Consider the following 17,769-nt stretch of genomic DNA (forward strand, 5'->3'; position numbering starts at 1 on the left):
ACGTACTCTACGCAGTACAACACCCTATAAGCCACGACATGTACATGGAGAATGGTCAAACATACGTGCGATTCATCGGCAAACATCATGGAGACCCACTCGTCCCATACATAGAAATAGTTATGAGACAAGAAAGAAATGGACGCATACATGTGTTCCATGTCAATGCGGTACAAGGAAAATATCTACACTAGGAGCAGGCTCATGAAAGAATATGAATTTGATGAATCAAAGGCTACGCACTATGAGGGTGAAGAATCTAAGCAAATGCTCCAGCACATGTTTATGGTTGCTGCTGATGATGCGCCAACGATAGAAGAAGCGGTGCATAGGCTATCGCAGGGCAGACCGCGCCTAGGACAGCCTAGTAAGGAATCAAAAGGAATTAATACGCGATTCACTGATGATTGGATTGCTATATTGGATTCCATTAGTAAAAGCGTAGGTCAAACGCGCAGTCAGCTCATTCGTAATGCTGTGTACCAAGTGTATATCCAGCCTAGCCAGCAGCACTGAATAGTTAAGGTGGGTAACTCACTAAAAAGGAGAAGGCTATGAATCAAGAGGAACGTTACGAGGCTATGAGTGACTATTTTGTTGAACATACTCCACAGTTAGGGGAGCATGTGGTAGCGCTACCACATCGTCAAATTGAGGTCAGTGACCTTGATGACATTTTTGCTGGTAGACCACTTGCAGAACAGCCACGATATGACACCGCCAAGCAGGAAAATACTGTTAGGGTTGGAGTGGAAAGGAGATAAGTGTGGATATTGAGCGATTTATGCGTAAGCATCATGTAACTGATGAAATGCTCGATGAAATGGCTGCCCCTTTCGAGCGAGGCGACTTTGAGCTGTCTGATGGTACCATGTATTCAGGTTCTCATCTCGGTGCAGGAGCGCCTAAGACCCCTAATGCAGAAACTATCGAAGCTATAGATGAGGTGCGTAGGAGAAAACAAGACCCAAGTATTGGAAAAACCTACGATAGCGTTGAGAACATGATGAAGGATTTACTATAAGAGCGTACAGATGTTTTATAGGGGGGAGGCTCAAAATATGAGCCTCCCTAGGTATTCATCAGGACAGATTATGCGCTCTACAGTAGGCAGCCAACCTCTAAAAGTCTCTAGTTTCCAGCACCCAAAGGTGAGAGGAAGTAGCACGCCACCATACTGCAATATCTATTACAAACCCAAGTGTTGTTTAGCGCACAGCACCTAGAGTACGTGCTTTATCTACATGGTGCGTGGGCGACCTACTAGCTTAATATTTGCTTCTTCTAGTGTTTGTGAGTGTGTTGCTTGTTTGAGGAGTTTGTTCATGTAGTTTTGCGCTTCTACACCTTCGCGTGTAGTGATGATGAGGTCGCCTTCAATGCGTGTGGTTGCCATAATGTTTCCCTGTTTGCCTATTCTTGCTGGGTTAAGCCTGCCGCTTCTCTAGCTTTCATGAGCATGTATGCTGCGTCAAGTTCGCGTCCTGCTGCTTCTAGACGGTTTTTATCTTCTTGTGTGGGGTATTGTTCGGCGAGGTGTTGTTCAAAATTTTTTAGTGGCATGACCATTCCTTGTGCTGTAACAATATCGACTATTGCTGTTTGAATGAGCTGTGCGTCTCCTGTTGCTGTGCAAGCGTTAAGGTAGGCAATAGCGTCCTCTTGACTGTTGAGGTATTTGCTCGCGTCCCATGGATTTGTTTCCATGCCAATATGGTATCGCATAAGATATAAATGCCTTGGTGCGAGCGTTGTTGCCTTGCTCTTTTTTGCGGCTGTTGTGTTTTTGGTTTGACAGGTTGTGTTGCCGCTGTTGATGCTGGTAGCGTAATATACATGTACACGCGCTTAGGGGCGTGTGGAAGAGGAAAGGATTTTGGGGGAACCTGAAATGGAAAACAAGCAAACAAACGAACAGGTATCAGAAGAGGTACGTGAAGAACGTAAGGTAGAACAGGATACCACTGCGAGCATTAAACAAGAGGATGAGACCACGGTAATCACCTCGGTAGAGGATGAGCAGTCTACCAACGATGAGAATGCTGAGGATACTCCTCCATCTGCTGGTGTGGCGCCACAGGGAAGTCGGAAGCGCACAGCAATTATTGCAGGGAGCATTATTGTCGCACTGTTGGCTGCTGGTGGCGTGTATGCTGGGGTGACTGCGCATGAGAATCGTGCTGCGGAGAGCATGTATTTGCAGGCGCAGAGCATGGATAAGCAGCTTGTTAAGAGTGTGAACACAGCTACTCCTCTCGCTAAGTTGGATAAGAGTAAGGTCACTGACGCGAAAGTACTATCCGAACTCAAACAAGCGTTGGATGATGCGAAAGCTAATCTTGGGGTCAGCCAACAGGACATGAATCAGGCGCTGTTGTGGCAGGTGTTGGGTGTGAAGCAGGATTACGTGCAGGATAAGGATACTGCCAGCAAACTGCGTGAAGCCTTAGATAAAGCAATCAAGAAAGTAAACGCATCAGTTGCTGCGAAACAGCTTGCAGACGCGAAACAAACCCTGACCGACAAAGTGAATGCTGCACAACAGTCACTCACTGATTCAGATGGTAAAGTGGCGGATAATGCGACCCGTGACCAGTTGCAGGCTGCCATCGACAATGCAAACAAAATCCTCGCCAACAAGAACGCCACGTTGAAAGCCTTGCAGGACGAGCCAGCAAAACTAGACAACGCCATCAACACCGTAAACGCATCAGTGGAAGCGAAACGCCAAGCAGACGAGGAAGCAGCACGCAAGGCAGCAGAAGAGGAGGCTGCACGCCAAGCAGCAGCTGCGCAAGCACAACAAACCTACAACGCGCCACGATACTCATACAATAGTGGAGGATACTCCGGCGGCGGATACACAGCCCCGCGCAACAGTGGAGGCGGAAACTACAGCGCACCACAACAAAGCACCCCACCAACAAACAACAGCTCTGTAGGCTTCATCGGCGGAGGACACGGCATTGAATGCGATGATGCATGTTGGGCACAATGGAAAGATGTCCCTATTCATCACTAGTAATTGAATGGGAATTCACAAAAAGTTCTATGGAATATAGAAGTTCTCTGGCATTCCATTTCCTCACAAGAGTGAGCATCTAATATGATGCTCACTCCATTTTTTTATATGGACACATTGTTAGGGCACATTCATGAGTATTGTTGGTGTTACGCCGCAGCGTGTAAGCGCACTCACACGCGCATAACCCAAAAAATAAAGAGGAATAGTGCTGGAAGGTAGACGAAATGGCAGCACCCGTAGGCGCTTAATAACACACAAATAAAGAAAGAAAACCAAACGTCACACTTTGGAATCTTCCAGCACTATACAATTATTACACGCAGTAAGACTAACCATGTCCTACAATCTAATATTATACGATACTATTCTGAAAAAAACCTGAAAACATGCGGGATAGTTAGCAAATCCTACGGGAAGCCTCATGCTTAATCGCATACGCGCGTGTATTCACCTTAAGCACATCTAAACCGAGTTCACGAAGCAGGCGCACAGCATCATCATCACTATCAGCTGCTGGTAGTTGCTCGCGCTGACGGTCAAGAAACACGGTGAGCACGTTCAACATGTTAATCACATGCTCAGTCGTGTCCACAACCTGCGCCCAAGTTTCAGTATTCTGTTCTGTAACGTCACCCATTGTTTCTCCTCCTAAAAAAGTGTTTAGCGTTGTGGGTTACGAGCTTTAATATAGTTGCCTCAACGTGAGGAGGGAACTCATTGATGCTCATGCCGCACAACACCATACAATCATAACGCCGATAATCTACCTTATGTCAAAAAATATTTTATTCGTCCGCGTCAAGAATACGAAGTAACACACGCAACGCATCATCCTCACTCGCAGCTAACACTGGCATTAAAACGTACACAACCACTGTAGTCACAGTCCGCTCCCTGTCATCAAACATGCCATCATAGCGCTCTAACAAATACTCTTCGGACATGTTCATCAATCGGGCAACCAGTCGAACACTTAAACCCTCAGGAATTTTCATGTCGTAAGCAACCAGCACGGCACCAAGATAATTGTCCTGCTCATCGAACAAGACCATGCCGTCCGGTGTTACAGTCTCACCGTCAGCCATGAATGGTGTGCACATAAGCATTGGGGTATGCTCGCTACTTGCAATCATCGTGTGCTGGAGTTCATGCCAGCTGTCCTCATCAATGTTGAGACGGACAATGTTCAAGTTTTCCATACTAGGCTCCTCAAAGGGTGAGAGGGTGCTGCTAGGTGAAGCGTTCGGGGAAGAAACCTAGCAGCACGTTCAGGGTTGAATTGAAGTAGAGGAATTTTTTGAAGGGGATTTTCCTCACTTGTTAAGCGTACACGCTGTTGTGGTTTTGCGCATTCGACACGCTACACGTGGGGTTTGCCGTGCTTTTGGGCATGTTGCATACGCAAAAAAGGTTGGAACAAAACCTAAGGCATGGTTTTGTTCCAACCTTTCCACTATTGCGCCAGAGTACTGGAGAAGGTGCATGTTTTCTCCACTCGCCTAGTGTACGCGCGTTCAGAGTTTCCCGCACGTGGACACGCTAATCCTAGGCTGTACGACACGCAATATTCGGGATAGTTGAGCATAAAAAAGGAGGCTAAACGCTAGTGAAAGAGTGCTTAGCCTCGGATGTTCTGCATACCCAGCCTTAAGGAGCATAATGTGGCTGCGTACATTATCCATAATACGGGTGGTGTTTAGTTGGCGCAATCACACACGCAGCCTACCGCACAGGCACTCGTTTCAATCTGCTGTAGCCTGTTACGCTGGCAACGGCGCAACTGTAAGCGTACCACCCAAGGCTTGAATAACCTTAAGCATGGTTTGGAATGATGGGTTTCCGTTCTTGCTTAAACTTTTATACAGGCTTTCTCTACCTACGCCTGCTTGCTGCGCGATGGTGCTCATGCCTTGTGCCTTTGCGATATCACCTATGGCTGATTGAATAAGTTGCGCGTCTCCTGTTTCCATGCAAGCGTTGAGGTAGGCTATTTTATCTTCTTGAGTGTTAAGGTATTTGCTTGCGTCCCATGGTTGTGTTTCCATTTGTGACCACTCCTTAGTTCTCGGATAATTGTTGTGCTAACTGTTTTGCGTTGTTGATGTCCCGTTGTTGGGTGCTTTTATCGCCTCCAGCAAGCAGGATAACAAGAGTATTTCCGTGTTGGGTGTAGTAGATTCGGTATCCCGCTCCGAAGTGGAAGCGCATTTCGTGTACGTTGTCTCCTACGCTTTTAATGTCTCCGAAGAGTTGTCCTGCTTGTTGGCATTGCTGTATTTTTGCGATAATTCGTGTTTTTGCAGCAATGTTTTTCATGGTGTTAAGCCATTGGTCGAACGTTGCTGTGGTGCGTATTTCCATACACGTACTGTATCATACAGGATACAGTCATGCAAATTTTACACTGTCTGCCGCATAAGCGTATAAAAGCATTATCACTAATGGTTAATTATTTCCACGGCGTAAGCGTTGTTAAACGCGCAATATTGGTTTGCGCTCTAACTGTTTAAGCTCCCGCGCAATAAGCAGCTTGCCGAGTGTATCGTCCGGCAATCCTAACTGTTTAAGCCGGCGCTTCGAGTACCCGCCCGCCACCAAACTACCTATTTGGTGTTCCAGCCATTGGTCTGTTGGTGTGAGCAAGCGTCCCGTCTCCAAATCAGTGACCGGGCGCTTCAAGAGAAAATCATGATGCTCGAACGCATACAAGGCGCTCTGCTCGCTCGGCTGCGGGTAGAAGGTTCGTGCCGGGCAAGCCGTGTTAGAGCATTCGGCGTACCATGCGCGGAACCATATCATGACTGGCTTGCCTTGGTTGGGCGCGTAATGTCCTTCAAGTGTTGTGCTCGTGGTGGCGTGCCCGCGAACGCACACTGGGCAGAGAATCGTGGTATCCATGGTTGTTGGCATTATCCGTTCTTGTTCGAGTTCGCAATATTAAAAAGTGTATTTCCTACACTTTAACCATAAAAAAATAAGCAAAGTGTAAAAAATACACTCTTCCGTCTACCGGGAGCGGGACATAATATCCAAACGCTCCACCAGCATCCAATCGCTAAACGGGATGATACGTGAAGCTGGCACATGCTCGCGCACGAGCCTCCACATGCTCAACGTCTGGCTATCGTCAAGTTCAAGGTTTTGCTGGAAGATAACCGTGTGGTTCTCATCCTCCACACTGAAACTCGCTGTCCCGTCACTATTACCATGCACACTCAATACGCGCACCTGCTCATACGGTACTCTTTTCCGCTTGGCGAACCGCTGCCTGCAATACATGCCATCCTCAGCAAACACCACATTGCCGTAGAGCGCTTGTTCCGCGAGCAGTAGTATGCATGGGAAAACAATGAGCGCGAGCAGCACCCAAATTGTGTGAGACGTGGCGGGAAACCACCAGTTGCTGAGCAAAAACAGCACTGAACCGGGCATGATAAGCAAAAACAGCACGCTCATAAGCCGGTTAAGATACCGCTCCCCGCCTGCCTCGAACCGCACACTCTCAACCATGGTTTACGCGCCGCCCTTCGAGTGCATGAGCTGCTCCCACGTAACCCACGGAATTTCAGGCAGTAGCCGATGCACTCCCTCATGCTGCCCGAACAGGATAGCAGCCACAATCAGTAGAATAATCACCACAATGAGACCGCCTATAAACTGTAGAAACGGGTGTCGTCCACGCATCAGTAACCCCTCCTCACATAACGCCTTGAATAATGGTGACAATCAGCGCGACTGCGAGAGCACCCACAATGATTTCGCCGAGGATTTTACCGCGCCCGTAATTGTTTTCACTCAGCCACTCGTTGAACGTCGGCTTATTGTTGTTGTCCGTCATTGTTCTGCTCCTTCTGCTGCATGAGCTGGCTAATTTTGTTTTCATCATCGAATGTTGGAATCATGGTTTTGTCTACAGCGTGAGCGAACGGGCGTAGCGTGGTGACAGCCCCGTTACTTCCCCAATCCACGATGCGCGCGCTACCCGAGGTGGGGTTTTTCACGAGCACGAGCATTTGCGTGCCTACGGTGGCGCGTTCTGAGCCGGTGGGTTTGAAATTGATGCTGATTTGCGCAATCGCATACTCTGGGTTTTTGGCTTCCTCATCGCTGGCGGGTTCTCCACTGCTGGTGGATGCTACCATCCAGTCGGCGCTGCTACTCACCCACTCTCCTAACCCTGCTGGAGCGTAGGCGTGTTCACTGTTGGGGTCGCTGACAAGCACGGTGAGTGCGTTACTGTCTGTGCTGAGGTAGGCTTTGCTCCATGATTCGACCATGCTGCTGATGGTTGGTGTGGGGTCGAGTTCTCTGTACCCGTTTGGTTTGCTTATCATGGTGTTGGTTTCGCCTGCCGCTTGGATGGGTAGGATGGTTGGCTGCCCTATCACGGTGGGGATGTTGTTGGTGACTTGTACGAGTTGGCTTATGGTGCGGGGAATGTTTGACCCGTGGACGAGTATGGTGAACTCGTGGCTCCACCAGCTGTTGGTGTCGCCGTTGTTGTCTGTCCATTCTTTTACTTTGTTGCCGCGCACATACTGGTAGCTGTCTATGCCTGTTGGGAATGGTGGATTTTCGCTGTTGTTGAGCCACTGGTATACGTTTTCAGTGGCTTGTGTTCTACCGGGTGTTCCGGTGTCGCCGCGTTTGACGTAGTTGGTGATGTTGTTGATGCTTTCGGTGACTTGGCTTCCTACTCTCATGCTGATGGTGAGTGCTGTGATGCTGATGATGATGAGGGTGATGAGGAGGATTGCTGTGCCGTTGATGTGGTGTCCTGTTTCTATGGCTAGGATGCGTGCATCTTCCCAGTCTTGGTTTGTTTTTTTGGTGTTCCACATGTCGCGTGGCTTGTTGTGTTTGTCGCGTTTTGGTTTTGTTGTGCGCATTATTTGGGGTCTTTCATGGGGTTGGGGAGGTAGGGTTGTGTATTACGGTCTAGTATAGGAGCGTTTGCTGTGTGGTGGCAAGCTAACATGGTTGGGTCTGGTATGGTTGTTGGCATGGATGTTGAAGTGTTGTTGCAAATGGTTGAGGATTATCGTGCGGGCAAACTTGAAACAGTAAGCCTTGAGGAGGTGGAGCGTCAGCTTGACCGGTTAGGTGCTCATGCTGAGTAGAGTTTGCAGTTCTTTGTCAGGTAGGAAGTATGCTGCTGACCACACGGATGGTGGTAGTGTTTTTATGGCGTTGATGTTGCGCCGTGAACGCTCGGTGATAATGCGTGTCATGTCGCGCTGGTTCACAAGCACACTCGTAGTAGAAAACTTTTGATAATAGTGTTCGTACCGCTCGTAACTGTTGCATGGCTGGAAACTAGGGTCGCGTTGAGCCAGCAACGTTTCCACTTCTTTCTGGTGTAGCATGGCGTAGATAGTGCGCTGCTTCAAATACTTAATAACCATGCGCGGCTCACGCACCGCGCTAATATCGCCCGCTTCGTGCATAGCATACACACCCACCCGTTCACCGCAAGGCATGTGCTCAAGTAGTCCACACAGTTCACGTATCTTCTCATCTTTAGCTAACACACTCACATGCGTGAAGCCCGTAAAGTATTGGGCAATCTGGTGCTCAAGCCGCGCGAAACTATCAAGGTCACTTTTAATCTCGATAGCCTCACCACGCTCGCAGTCGATAAGGTCAGCGACACATCTTCCCGCCCAGTTTTGCCTGAGTACGCTCACGCTGGTTTGGTGTTGGGCGAACTGGGTGAACCATTGGTTTTGGTAGTAGTATTCGTTGCGCCTTGACTGTTCGGCAATATTGTATAGTTGGTCGAGCGCGTCCACTAATGGCATGTTCGGGTTGTTGAGGAGTGTGCACACAGTGCGGAATGTTTTATCCTCGTACCCGCGCAACAATTTAGTGAGCGTTTGCTTGTAGTACACGTAGTCGAGTGCTTGTAACGGTTGCATATTATTCCTCATCGGTCGAATACTTAAAACGACATGAAAGCGCATAAGGGAACATTCCATCAATAATGGTTGCACTCACAATAAAGGCATCAAGTAGCACGCATAACACTATACTCTCGTAACCTTGAGAGCGGACGAGTATAAACGCAATGAGCGCGAGTGGCTGCGTGGTGAGCGTTGCATAGATTACGTTTTCGGCAGTCTTGTTAGCAGTATGAGCGTCCACAAGGTCGATGAACTTGCAATATGCTTGGTAGCTTGCCGTCCCCGTAGCGATAGCTGCTAATAGAACAAGAATCATGAGCAGGTCTTGCGTGCTTGCGTGTAAGCTATCCAAAACTGACTGCACGTGCGCGTTGTATAACCGTGCTTGTGGGTTGAATCCTTTCCATAGAAGCCATGCTTCAACCATGGCACAAACCACGGTAAGCATGGCGTACACTATGAGCTTTAACCGCGCCCTCATACCATCACCTTCTTCCGCGCAGTCCAATAAGCACGCCTAACTGGGTTGTCGCACACATGGTAAACAATGCGAAGAAACCCGCCCCCACCATGGGCGCAACACTAGCGAACACGACAACGAGCAGCGCGCTCACCACCATCACGCCGAGCGCCATGAGGTCAAGATTTATATCCTCAAGCAGTATGGTCACCTGCTTGCCGGTAGCGCGCGTGGCGATAGCCACCATTGCTACACTGCAAGCCAATAACAGTATTGCGGATAAGAACAGGGTGAGGCTGATTGGTTTCGCCATGGTGATGCTCAGCCAGTATATGATTCCGCTTGCTAGGGTGACTATTGTTGCTGCGAGAATGTGTGCTTTTTGTTTAATGCTCATGCCTTTTATTGTAGGCTGTGAAACTTGATGGTGCATGTTCTCTTTGGGGCTGCCGCACATCGTGTTAGTCTAATGCTCCGCGAAGAAACTGGTTCAGCGCATGAACTACCGTTGGGTTGAAACCGCAACGGTTTCCTGTTTCACTGAGCGCGTGGAGAACATACGTAGATTAGTTGCGTATGACTCCGATGCGTTCTCCGCAGGCTTATATTCCCCTCGTTCCAAGGGTATTTGTTGAGCGTATTCTGTCTGCCCTATCCATACCATGCTCTGCGCCGCTTTAATATCGCGTGGCGCGGTATAGTTGCAATACTCACAACGGTAGGTGTGTTGGGTGAGTGGCGTGCGTGTTTTTTCATGGCAGATGGGGCACAGTTGTGTAGTAGCCTCCCATTTTGAGAGTACTACGGTTTGCTCATGGTGTCGTATTAGTCGAGTTTTTACTCGACCAAGTACGCTATGTTGGATTGTTTTTCCATATCGGCGTTGCCATTGTTTAATCTGTTCGTCTTGCATAAACACAATTTGGTTGCGCAGTAGTTTGGCTACTATTTGGTTGGCAGCATTATTGAGTTTATGCTGTTGGCGCTGGTAGACTCGGTTTATGGCGTGTTTGGTACGGCGATAATTGTTTGACCCCTTGTGTTTGTGCCGCAACGTTCTTTGTTTGCGTTTGAGGCGGTCTGTTTCTCCAATCATCACGTTGTATTCAGTGCCATCTGAGCAGGTGATTGAGGTTTTCACCCCCATATCGATGCCGATAATGGTGTTGGCTTGTGGCGCTAGGTTTTTTGCTTCACGGCGTTGAGCGTATTCCTCCTTGTTCATGTAGCAGGTGACATGTAGATGCCATCCGTCTGCTTCGCTGGTAAGGTTGGCTTTGGCTTGTTCCCAGCCTTCGAGTTGTCTTACGCCTCGTACTCGAACCCAGCCGGGAATGTTTTGTATACGGGCTTTTTGCCCGCGTATTTTATACGTGGTATCAGGTTGCGGCAACCCGAGTGCTGTGACTGCTTTTGTGAATCCGACTGCTCCTACTTTTTTCCCTTGCTGTTTGAGTGTGGCGAGGGTTTTAATGTTAGCGCGTATAGTTTTTACGAGCGCTTGTTTCATTTGAGAGCCGAGTACGTGGTATTCTCGTTGTTCGATTGTTCCTGAATGGGTTTTTACTGTGACGCTGCTGGCTGGCTGGTATGTGAATGGGTTGCCGCTAGCAATACATTCGTTCCATAACCATTTTGCTTCGAGAAATACCCTAGTGAGTGCTTCTCGTTGTGTTCGTGAGAGTTTGTTGGTGACTATTTTAAGGTCAAAGGTTGAGCATACTTGTGTTTTACGGCGTGCTTTTGTTGCTTTGATTGATTGTTTTATTTGCTGGTTTTTAGCAAGTCTTGCAGTTTCGGAGGTGGTGCGCGGTGAGCCAATAAGACGAACAGTCATGCTAACACCTCCGTTTCTTGTATAATGCTGTTAGCATTAAGTATACATGATTGGATACCCAAATGAACAACACTCAATACAAGGCAAAAGCCTCAGCAAAAGTCCGTACAAGATACCATATTGTACTTGTCACAAAATACAGAAAACAAGCCTTAGCGGGAATAGAACAAGCCGTCATTACCAGCATAAACCAAGTAGAACAACAATCAGCTTTCACTATACATCAAATCAACACAGGAGACGGCAATCATGTGCACATGCTCATCAGCATTCCCCCAAACAAAACCATTAGCGAAACTGTCAGTAGAATAAAACAGCTCACTACACACGCCTTATGGCAACAATACGCCGACCATTTACAACACTACTATTGGGGGAAACACCATAAACTCTGGTCAGGCGGCTACTATTGCGAAACCGTAGGAAACAGTAGTGAAAAAACAGTGAAACAATACATTACACACCAAAAACAAGCCTCATAGCGATTCATCCGTGACGTTCAAAACATCACGGCTTTCTCGCACAACAACACGACAAGTAATGGCTGACTGGTGGGGATAGTGCGTTTTTCTGATAGTCCTTCTCTCGCGTAGTACAGCTTCATGCTGGTTACGATGTCTTGCACGCAAGCTAGGTCGATACACACCCATGGTGGTGTGTCAGTTAAATCCGTGCCGATGAGGATACTGCACTGGCGTGCGCCTTCGAGAGTAACCACTATAGTGGCATGTTTTGGTAGGTATGATTGGAGCATGGCGTGCATATCGTGCTGCGCTACAGTCTCCAGTTTTTCGTACAGCTGGTCGAGCATGATAGGTGCTTCCTTGTTAGATGAGGTGTCGGAATGCTTGACGGATTTGTTCCTGCTCAAGATAGGCGATAGCTTGTTTAATTCTTGGCAGTATGTCCTCTAGCGGCTCAATCCAGTTACCAATCGCGTAGAGCGTATTGTTCATGCGTGCTGGTGTATCACGAAGGTTGTGTACAGCAAACCCGAGGTACTGGATTATTTGCCTGCCGTTTACCGTGATGGTGAGCAAGTATTTCATACGGGTTGAGTATTCGCGCTCAATATCTATACTCGTATTACCGTTGTTCCGTTCCTCGATGGCAAGCGTGTAGCCGTCTGGAATATACGGCGTGATAATTGCTTGATTGATTAACATAAGCATAGTCTTTTCTCATTAGAGGTCAGTGAGCACTTTCATTGCGTCATCTAGTTCGTCTTGTTCCACCAGCGTGAGCGCTTCTTTGATATTGTCTACAATGTCGTCAAGCGCTAGGTCGGTTTCGTTAATATCTTTGCCTAAGCCTGTAGCACTACCGACACCAACGGAAATAGTGTCGATATAATCTTCATCCATGGCGATTTCTATGTATGCGCCACCTGTGTTTTCGATGGTGATGGTGTAGTCGCTGAACAAGTCTTTATCCACCGTAATGAAGTACGGTTCGGGTACGTAGGGGCATAGTAGTTGTTCGAGTTTTTGTTGGACTACTTGTTGTACTGCTTCTTCTACTTGCTCGAAAATATAGCTGCTCATGGTTTTATGTTTCCTCCTGTTTATTGTTGCAGGTCTTAAACGCGCTATCATTCGACAATAGCTGTGAGTGCTTCGTTCACCATGCCTTGTTTTAACAACTCAAGCGTGTATTCAAAGTTGTTGGCTAACCCTTCAAGAATGAACTCACCGTGTTTGACAAGTGCGCCATCTTTGTTGCCGACAATAATTTTGGTAACAACCTCGTCTTCTGTAGTGAGTTCGATATAGGACGATTCCTTTTCGCCAATGAGCATGGTGTAGTCGCCGAACATGTCTGCATCCACGCTAATATCGTACTGTTGAGGAGTATAGTAGCGCAGTTCGTGCACGAAAGCGTACTCTCGCGCCTGTCGGGCTGCTGCCTCTACTCGCTTGAAAATATTGTTGCTCATAGTTTTATGTTTCCTTTATTAGGTTCAAGTATTACTACGCCCGGTTGGGCACAAAGCGCGTGCAAAGCAAGGTTTGTTTGCTCTTGTTCCAGTAAGTAAAGCACTTGAGCAAAATTGGGCGCAATGTCATCAACACGTAGGTGCTGTTGGCGGATACTTTGTCCAATATTGGGTTTTCCAGTCGCTTTCATGCGCACCCACCACACGATATCATCAGCACGGTGGCTTGTTTCCAATTCCACAGCCACGCCCGTTACGTCACCCACCATGATACGAAACTCTAATTTGTCGAGTAGGGACACGGTAATCGGATACTGTTCAGGCACGTAAGGGCGGAGCAGGCGCTCAAGCGTCGAGCAGGCAGTCTGCTCCGCCATGGTGAGCGCCTGCTCTACTATCATCGTCTCAGCCCTTCTAACGGACGGAAAATGTCCCTCGCCATGGCTGCCGCGTCACTGACACCGAACTCTTCGAGTTCTTCCATAATCTCAGGCAAGTGGCTTACCATGCTGCCAATATCAATAAAGAGGTCGTCTATAGTTACCCCTTCATATGCCTGTTGGTCGGCTAGTTGTATCTCCTCCACCCACCCGGGTAGCTCCACGGCTACACGAACACTGCGTACTTGCTTTTCAGTAGCAATCGTGCAGATTACACGTCTATGTTCCACAGTGGTCGTAATACGATAGGGGCAATCCTCAAACACACGCTTGACCTGAGTGCTGACACGGGTTTGCAGCTTCTTCACTTGCTTATCCAAGCATGAGGGGCAACGCACGAAAAACGGTCGCACAACCCAACCGTACTCCTCATACTTGCAGGTGCCGAGATAGTGTGCCAACCCGTAGCAGTCCTCACCCCCACACTCTTCTTCACGCATCGCTCTCTTACATAGGTCGCACGTAACCTTCGCATAATGCAACTGTTCAATACTCATTGCTCTTCTCCCATCTCCACGCGACAGTAATACTGTTCTGTTTCCTCGAAACGGTCAAAAACGTTAAAAGCGCTGTCAATGCCTTGACTGGTGAACGCTTCCAACATGTCTGGTATCCAAGGCAAGAGACTTTGTGCCGAGTAGCCGATTTCAAGCTCTTGTTCTTGCTCTTCGGCTATATCCTCCAGCTTCATAGCAACTACCGTGTTAGTAGCGTCAATCAGCATGGTGAGATTAACAAGACGCGGATTGAACGTGGTGACCGTGGCTGCTGTACCAATTTCTACAACCACCAAATCGTCATCAACCTGCACATCCACCTCGTAAGGGTAATCTTCGAGGATTCGTGTAAGTGTTTCCAGTACTTCGTTTTTAATCTGTTCCATAATAGTATGCTCCTTAGCGCGTAACCATACGTGTATGCTTCTACTATAGGCTGTAAAACAGTGTGAGCCTATTTCTTATACAGTCTGCCGCACTCGCGAATAAGCTGTTCTAATCGGCGCATACACTGACTTTACGGTGCAGAATAAACGTGCCTAGCAGGTTCATGCGGGCTATTGCCTCCTCTAGCGAGGGGAACTGTTTTGATTCAACAATAATGTTCTCCACTTTCATGGGAGTGAGCTTCCCCTCCTCCACTTCGAGGAGAAAATACGGGTGTTTGCTTGTTGGATTGTGAATAATCGCGTGCATGTGTGTGCCTTGACTACTCACGCCCATGTAATCACGGTACAGGAACGTGTAATTGTTGGATATGGTAATGCTGTTACGCATATAATATTCCCCTTCAAATATTGTGGTGTGTGTTAGCGAGAGAGTGTGTGTTGTTTCTCGTTTATTCCAGTATAGTATTACGTCAGCCGATTTTTCTGTAATTGTCCGGATTGTCGCCGCAAACTGTTGTTTATTGCTTTTGCGGCAGCTTGTGTTTCTGTTTTACGCTTCCTGAACTACAGGATACTATTAGAGTGTTCTACACGCGAGATTTGACCCACACTTTCTCCTACCCTTGCACGTGAATATTGGAGTATTCGCACGCGAGCTAGGGGGTGTGGTTTTTGGAGGGAAAAACATGGTCATGAACACTAATACACGGGCGGTGAAATTGCCATCAAACCTGTGGTACAACGAACAGTTTTTGCAGCTTGCCGAGCTTAATCCGCACGCTTTCTGTGTGTGGCTGCTTGCCTTGGATTATTGCGCAGCGCACGACACGGATACGTTCACTTGGTTTATTGCTGAACGGTTTTTCCAAGCTACGCAAGATGATTTTCAGACGCTCCGCGAGTTTGGTCTTATAGGTGAGGCTGACGATAAGTGGCGTATTAGACGTTTTGAGCCAGCTGTTATCGAGCAGCCTGTCTGCCACGATGATGATGGTGAGGCTGTTGAGTTTAAGCCTTGGTATGACAAGGTTTCTGCACAGTCGGCTGACGGTTCTGACGTGTTTTTAGATTAAGGAAGATGACTTATGAGTGGCATTCAGAACCTTTCTGGTTACGCGAAAATTAGTAACGATTTTTTCTTGAATCGTAAAATGTTGCAATTCGCGCAATCTCACTACCGGGCAGCTTTCAAATGGGTGGTGGCGTTATCGTATTGCAGTTTCAGGATGTCTGATGGGTTGTTTGATGATTGGGATAATGCGCAGTACTTGCATATTGAGCCTGATGACCTTGAAGTATTGGTGAATGCTGGGCTGTTGGATGTTGTGAATGGTGGTTACAGGATTCATGACTATGAGCAGTATCAATTGCCATCAACGGATACGCGAAATACCATGGCTTTTTTGCCGCATCAACGCGGTATTTTTGCGGAGGACTGTCACAGAGCTGGTCTAAGCGCTCAACTTAAAGCAAATAAGAAAAAAGCGTATACGAGTTTTTGAGCAAATGTTTAGGTAATAATCTACCTATTACTAGCCCCTACATAGGGGCTATATAGCCCCTATCAGACCCCTATTATATCCCTATCAAACCCCTATCGGACCCCTATTATTTTTACGAAAGAAAACACTCTTATGACACTCACAGATGAACGATTCGCTAAACTTAATGTCAAATTTTGGCAGAACCAAAAAGCACACGAACTTTCCAAACAAAACCCCCATGCTCTCAATATTTGGACATTCGCTTTGGCTTATTGTTCAGATAATTACACCGATGGAATTTTTACAGATTTTATTGTGAAACAATTTCTTGGTGCAGAAGAAAAAGACATCGAAGCATTATTGGAAGCGAATTTTATAGAGCTATTAGATACTGGAAAATATAAGATTCACGACTTTGAGCAGTATCAGATATCTGTGAACGATGCTCAAGATATACGCAGTAAATTTGTCGAGGCTGGGCGCAGAGGAGCAATGAAACGTTGGGGTAAGAAGCATAAGGATGTCTCACATTCTGAAACGGAAAAAACTGAGAGTGATTCAGAACTCGATTCTTGCGATAGCCTCCATGATAGCCCCCATGTAGCCCCTAATAACCCCTATATAGCAGATAAAGATAAAGATAAAGAAATAGATAAAGATATAGATATTAAAAAAGAAAATATTAAAAGAAAAAAATCCGAAACCGAAAAATCTGAACCTAACCCTCAAAGCGAACCCACGCCGGAAATTTCTCACACTGAGCTCACGCCCACACAAGACAGCGAACCCAGTGCGGAACTCACTGCCTACCCCAAACACAACCCTCAACAGTTCGCCGACCTCACCACGAGGCTCAAAGCCATTTACCCCGTAGCACGCTTCGACCTTGAGACCAGCCACAACCAGAACCTACTGGAAGCATACTGGTTCAAAGTCGAACAGCACGCACACAAAGCAGGAGCAGTAGACCCGTTCTCGTGGCTGGTATCGCAGACACTCGACTATGTGAACGCTACCGAACCGAAGTACGTGAAACGGTTCAGCAAATACTTCATGGAGGAAATCTACTGCCAAGACTGGCATAACGCTGAACGCCCGATGAGCAGGAGTGAAGCAAACCTGAAACACAATCTTGCCTACATTCGGCATCTTGCTGAGTTGGAGGCTCAAGGCATTAACCCGTTTGCGAAGGAGGCAACGGTATGATTACGCCAAAACAGGCAGCGGCTATTCTCACGAAGATTAACTTGCATCACGGGAATATGCCTATCGACGATTTTGCTTTGGCTACGTTTTTGGAGGAGATTGACCCTCATGTCACTGTTGATGAGTGCATGGAGGCTGTACGCTCGTATTATGCGCAGAATGCTGGGGATAAGTGGCTTACTGCGGGGAAGATTAACGCGATGGTGCGTGCTAAGCGTGATGCGTTGCGTCCTAGTGATTGGCAGGTGCAGGAGGAATCTCGTCAGCTTGAGGAGGTTCTTGGTCGGGTTCTTACGCCTGATGAGTTTTGGTGGTTTCGTAGGGCTCGCCGTGGTTTGTTGTCGTTGGAGCGGTCTGCTCGTGCAGCGTTGGAGCCGGCTAGTGAGGAGCGTAGGTTGATTGCGGTGAAGCCTCGGGTTGAGTGTTCGGGGTCTCGCGGTTTGTCTCAGCTTTCTGCTGCTGATTTTGGTTTGCGTGGCGTGCTAGAATCCTCTCACGCCCCAAATCGTGAAATAATGGGGTCAAACACGCAAGAAAAAGGCGAACATGAGTAAAGTATCACGTTCGCCAAAAAAGTTGCTTACAGGGGCGT

At 47.6% G+C, this 17,769-nt stretch carries 32 protein-coding genes; 10 read left to right on the forward strand and 22 right to left on the reverse strand.

Going from position 1 to position 17,769, the window contains the following annotated elements; translation table 11 throughout:
• Positions 1-204: 204 nt before the first annotated feature.
• From IEU85_RS07750 to IEU85_RS08755, 3 genes are read left to right on the forward strand one after another with little or no spacing between them, the layout of a single operon-like run.
• A complete protein-coding gene (locus IEU85_RS07750; RefSeq protein WP_188355691.1) occupies positions 205-516 on the forward strand; it encodes a hypothetical protein in 312 nt (103 codons plus the stop codon).
• A gap of 38 nt (positions 517-554) precedes the next feature.
• Entirely contained in the window at positions 555-764 is a 210-nt protein-coding gene (locus tag IEU85_RS07755) for a hypothetical protein (protein ID WP_188355692.1), read from the forward strand.
• Positions 765-766: 2 nt separating this feature from the next.
• Entirely contained in the window at positions 767-1,024 is a 258-nt protein-coding gene (locus tag IEU85_RS08755; RefSeq protein WP_229714839.1) for a hypothetical protein, read from the forward strand.
• Positions 1,025-1,240: 216 nt separating this feature from the next.
• On the opposite strand, the gene IEU85_RS07765 is transcribed toward IEU85_RS08755, so the two are convergent.
• Entirely contained in the window at positions 1,241-1,396 is a 156-nt protein-coding gene (locus tag IEU85_RS07765; RefSeq protein ID WP_188355693.1) for a hypothetical protein, read from the reverse strand.
• A 17-nt stretch (positions 1,397-1,413) separates the two neighbouring features.
• Positions 1,414-1,707: a helix-turn-helix domain-containing transcriptional regulator gene (locus tag IEU85_RS07770; protein WP_188355694.1), complete on the reverse strand. Its 294-nt coding sequence runs from the start codon at positions 1,705-1,707 to the stop codon at positions 1,414-1,416.
• Between the two features lie 184 nt (positions 1,708-1,891).
• Here IEU85_RS07770 and IEU85_RS07775 point away from each other — a divergent pair, with 184 nt between their 5' ends.
• A complete protein-coding gene (locus tag IEU85_RS07775; RefSeq protein WP_188355695.1) occupies positions 1,892-3,022 on the forward strand; it encodes a hypothetical protein in 1,131 nt (376 codons plus the stop codon).
• Positions 3,023-3,422: 400 nt separating this feature from the next.
• Here IEU85_RS07775 and IEU85_RS07780 read toward each other — a convergent pair whose 3' ends face one another.
• The 9 genes from IEU85_RS07780 to IEU85_RS07820 all read right to left on the reverse strand — a co-directional run bounded on the left by IEU85_RS07780 (position 3,423) and on the right by IEU85_RS07820 (position 7,914).
• Positions 3,423-3,662, reverse strand: coding sequence for a hypothetical protein (locus IEU85_RS07780; protein ID WP_188355696.1), 240 nt, complete (start codon positions 3,660-3,662; stop codon positions 3,423-3,425).
• Positions 3,663-3,810: 148 nt separating this feature from the next.
• A complete protein-coding gene (locus IEU85_RS07785; protein ID WP_188355697.1) occupies positions 3,811-4,224 on the reverse strand; it encodes a hypothetical protein in 414 nt (137 codons plus the stop codon).
• A gap of 561 nt (positions 4,225-4,785) precedes the next feature.
• Positions 4,786-5,070, reverse strand: coding sequence for an addiction module antidote protein (locus IEU85_RS07790; protein WP_188355698.1), 285 nt, complete (start codon positions 5,068-5,070; stop codon positions 4,786-4,788).
• 13 nt (positions 5,071-5,083) lie between these two features.
• Positions 5,084-5,386: a type II toxin-antitoxin system RelE/ParE family toxin gene (locus IEU85_RS07795; protein ID WP_188355699.1), complete on the reverse strand. Its 303-nt coding sequence runs from the start codon at positions 5,384-5,386 to the stop codon at positions 5,084-5,086.
• 111 nt (positions 5,387-5,497) lie between these two features.
• Positions 5,498-5,923 carry a hypothetical protein gene (locus IEU85_RS07800; protein WP_188355700.1) on the reverse strand — a complete coding sequence of 142 codons (426 nt, stop codon included), beginning with the start codon at positions 5,921-5,923 and terminating at the stop codon, positions 5,498-5,500.
• A 108-nt stretch (positions 5,924-6,031) separates the two neighbouring features.
• Positions 6,032-6,523: a hypothetical protein gene (locus tag IEU85_RS07805; protein ID WP_188355701.1), complete on the reverse strand. Its 492-nt coding sequence runs from the start codon at positions 6,521-6,523 to the stop codon at positions 6,032-6,034.
• A 15-nt stretch (positions 6,524-6,538) separates the two neighbouring features.
• The gene (locus IEU85_RS07810; RefSeq protein WP_188355702.1) at positions 6,539-6,709 is read right to left on the reverse strand and encodes a hypothetical protein; all 171 of its coding nucleotides are present in this window, start codon (positions 6,707-6,709) and stop codon (positions 6,539-6,541) included.
• 13 nt (positions 6,710-6,722) lie between these two features.
• Complete coding sequence (locus IEU85_RS07815) at positions 6,723-6,863, reverse strand: hypothetical protein (RefSeq protein ID WP_188355703.1); 141 nt, start codon at positions 6,861-6,863, stop codon at positions 6,723-6,725.
• Positions 6,844-7,914: a hypothetical protein gene (locus tag IEU85_RS07820; RefSeq protein ID WP_188355704.1), complete on the reverse strand. Its 1,071-nt coding sequence runs from the start codon at positions 7,912-7,914 to the stop codon at positions 6,844-6,846. The genes IEU85_RS07815 and IEU85_RS07820 overlap by 20 nt, the downstream gene beginning before the upstream one ends.
• A 69-nt stretch (positions 7,915-7,983) precedes the next feature.
• Here IEU85_RS07820 and IEU85_RS07825 point away from each other — a divergent pair, with 69 nt between their 5' ends.
• Complete coding sequence (locus IEU85_RS07825) at positions 7,984-8,145, forward strand: YlcI/YnfO family protein (protein ID WP_188355705.1); 162 nt, start codon at positions 7,984-7,986, stop codon at positions 8,143-8,145.
• On the opposite strand, the gene IEU85_RS07830 is transcribed toward IEU85_RS07825, so the two are convergent.
• The 4 genes from IEU85_RS07830 to IEU85_RS07845 all read right to left on the reverse strand — a co-directional run bounded on the left by IEU85_RS07830 (position 8,125) and on the right by IEU85_RS07845 (position 11,225).
• Entirely contained in the window at positions 8,125-8,943 is an 819-nt protein-coding gene (locus tag IEU85_RS07830) for a sce7726 family protein (RefSeq protein WP_188355706.1), read from the reverse strand. The two genes, IEU85_RS07825 and IEU85_RS07830, sit on opposite strands and share 21 nt — an antisense overlap.
• Position 8,944: 1 nt before the next feature.
• On the reverse strand, positions 8,945-9,409 hold the full coding sequence (locus IEU85_RS07835) for a hypothetical protein (protein ID WP_188355707.1): 465 nt from the start codon (positions 9,407-9,409) through the stop codon (positions 8,945-8,947).
• 4 nt (positions 9,410-9,413) lie between these two features.
• A complete protein-coding gene (locus IEU85_RS07840; protein WP_188355708.1) occupies positions 9,414-9,785 on the reverse strand; it encodes a hypothetical protein in 372 nt (123 codons plus the stop codon).
• Positions 9,786-9,890: 105 nt separating this feature from the next.
• Complete coding sequence (locus IEU85_RS07845) at positions 9,891-11,225, reverse strand: RNA-guided endonuclease InsQ/TnpB family protein (protein WP_188355709.1); 1,335 nt, start codon at positions 11,223-11,225, stop codon at positions 9,891-9,893.
• Positions 11,226-11,287: 62 nt separating this feature from the next.
• Here IEU85_RS07845 and tnpA point away from each other — a divergent pair, with 62 nt between their 5' ends.
• Positions 11,288-11,707: an IS200/IS605 family transposase gene (tnpA, locus tag IEU85_RS07850; RefSeq protein ID WP_188355710.1), complete on the forward strand. Its 420-nt coding sequence runs from the start codon at positions 11,288-11,290 to the stop codon at positions 11,705-11,707.
• Between the two features lie 345 nt (positions 11,708-12,052).
• On the opposite strand, the gene IEU85_RS07860 is transcribed toward tnpA, so the two are convergent.
• The 7 genes from IEU85_RS07860 to IEU85_RS07890 form a co-directional block, all read right to left on the reverse strand.
• Entirely contained in the window at positions 12,053-12,391 is a 339-nt protein-coding gene (locus IEU85_RS07860; protein WP_188355712.1) for a hypothetical protein, read from the reverse strand.
• Between the two features lie 18 nt (positions 12,392-12,409).
• Positions 12,410-12,769, reverse strand: coding sequence for a hypothetical protein (locus tag IEU85_RS07865; protein WP_188355713.1), 360 nt, complete (start codon positions 12,767-12,769; stop codon positions 12,410-12,412).
• 47 nt (positions 12,770-12,816) lie between these two features.
• Positions 12,817-13,161 carry a hypothetical protein gene (locus tag IEU85_RS07870; RefSeq protein WP_188355714.1) on the reverse strand — a complete coding sequence of 115 codons (345 nt, stop codon included), beginning with the start codon at positions 13,159-13,161 and terminating at the stop codon, positions 12,817-12,819.
• A complete protein-coding gene (locus IEU85_RS07875) occupies positions 13,158-13,538 on the reverse strand; it encodes a hypothetical protein (protein ID WP_188355715.1) in 381 nt (126 codons plus the stop codon). Before IEU85_RS07875 ends, IEU85_RS07870 begins: the two co-directional genes overlap by 4 nt.
• 20 nt (positions 13,539-13,558) lie before the next feature.
• On the reverse strand, positions 13,559-14,098 hold the full coding sequence (locus tag IEU85_RS07880) for a hypothetical protein (protein ID WP_188355716.1): 540 nt from the start codon (positions 14,096-14,098) through the stop codon (positions 13,559-13,561).
• Positions 14,095-14,484, reverse strand: coding sequence for a hypothetical protein (locus IEU85_RS07885; RefSeq protein WP_188355717.1), 390 nt, complete (start codon positions 14,482-14,484; stop codon positions 14,095-14,097). Before IEU85_RS07885 ends, IEU85_RS07880 begins: the two co-directional genes overlap by 4 nt.
• A 109-nt stretch (positions 14,485-14,593) precedes the next feature.
• Positions 14,594-14,875 carry a hypothetical protein gene (locus IEU85_RS07890; protein ID WP_188355718.1) on the reverse strand — a complete coding sequence of 94 codons (282 nt, stop codon included), beginning with the start codon at positions 14,873-14,875 and terminating at the stop codon, positions 14,594-14,596.
• A gap of 304 nt (positions 14,876-15,179) precedes the next feature.
• On the opposite strand from IEU85_RS07890, the gene IEU85_RS07895 reads away from it, so the two are divergent.
• The 4 genes from IEU85_RS07895 to IEU85_RS07910 all read left to right on the forward strand — a co-directional run bounded on the left by IEU85_RS07895 (position 15,180) and on the right by IEU85_RS07910 (position 17,731).
• A complete protein-coding gene (locus tag IEU85_RS07895) occupies positions 15,180-15,560 on the forward strand; it encodes a hypothetical protein (RefSeq protein WP_188355719.1) in 381 nt (126 codons plus the stop codon).
• Positions 15,561-15,713: 153 nt separating this feature from the next.
• Positions 15,714-15,989 (forward strand): hypothetical protein, encoded by a 276-nt coding sequence (locus IEU85_RS07900; protein ID WP_188355720.1) that lies wholly within the window; start codon positions 15,714-15,716, stop codon positions 15,987-15,989.
• 132 nt (positions 15,990-16,121) lie between these two features.
• Positions 16,122-17,177 carry a hypothetical protein gene (locus IEU85_RS07905; protein WP_188355721.1) on the forward strand — a complete coding sequence of 352 codons (1,056 nt, stop codon included), beginning with the start codon at positions 16,122-16,124 and terminating at the stop codon, positions 17,175-17,177.
• Complete coding sequence (locus IEU85_RS07910) at positions 17,174-17,731, forward strand: hypothetical protein (RefSeq protein WP_188355722.1); 558 nt, start codon at positions 17,174-17,176, stop codon at positions 17,729-17,731. Before IEU85_RS07905 ends, IEU85_RS07910 begins: the two co-directional genes overlap by 4 nt.
• The last annotated feature ends 38 nt before the right edge of the window (positions 17,732-17,769 follow it).

The sequence above is a fragment of the Galliscardovia ingluviei genome (genome assembly GCF_014635685.1).
In the GTDB taxonomy this organism is placed as follows: Bacteria; Actinomycetota; Actinomycetes; order Actinomycetales; family Bifidobacteriaceae; genus Galliscardovia; species Galliscardovia ingluviei.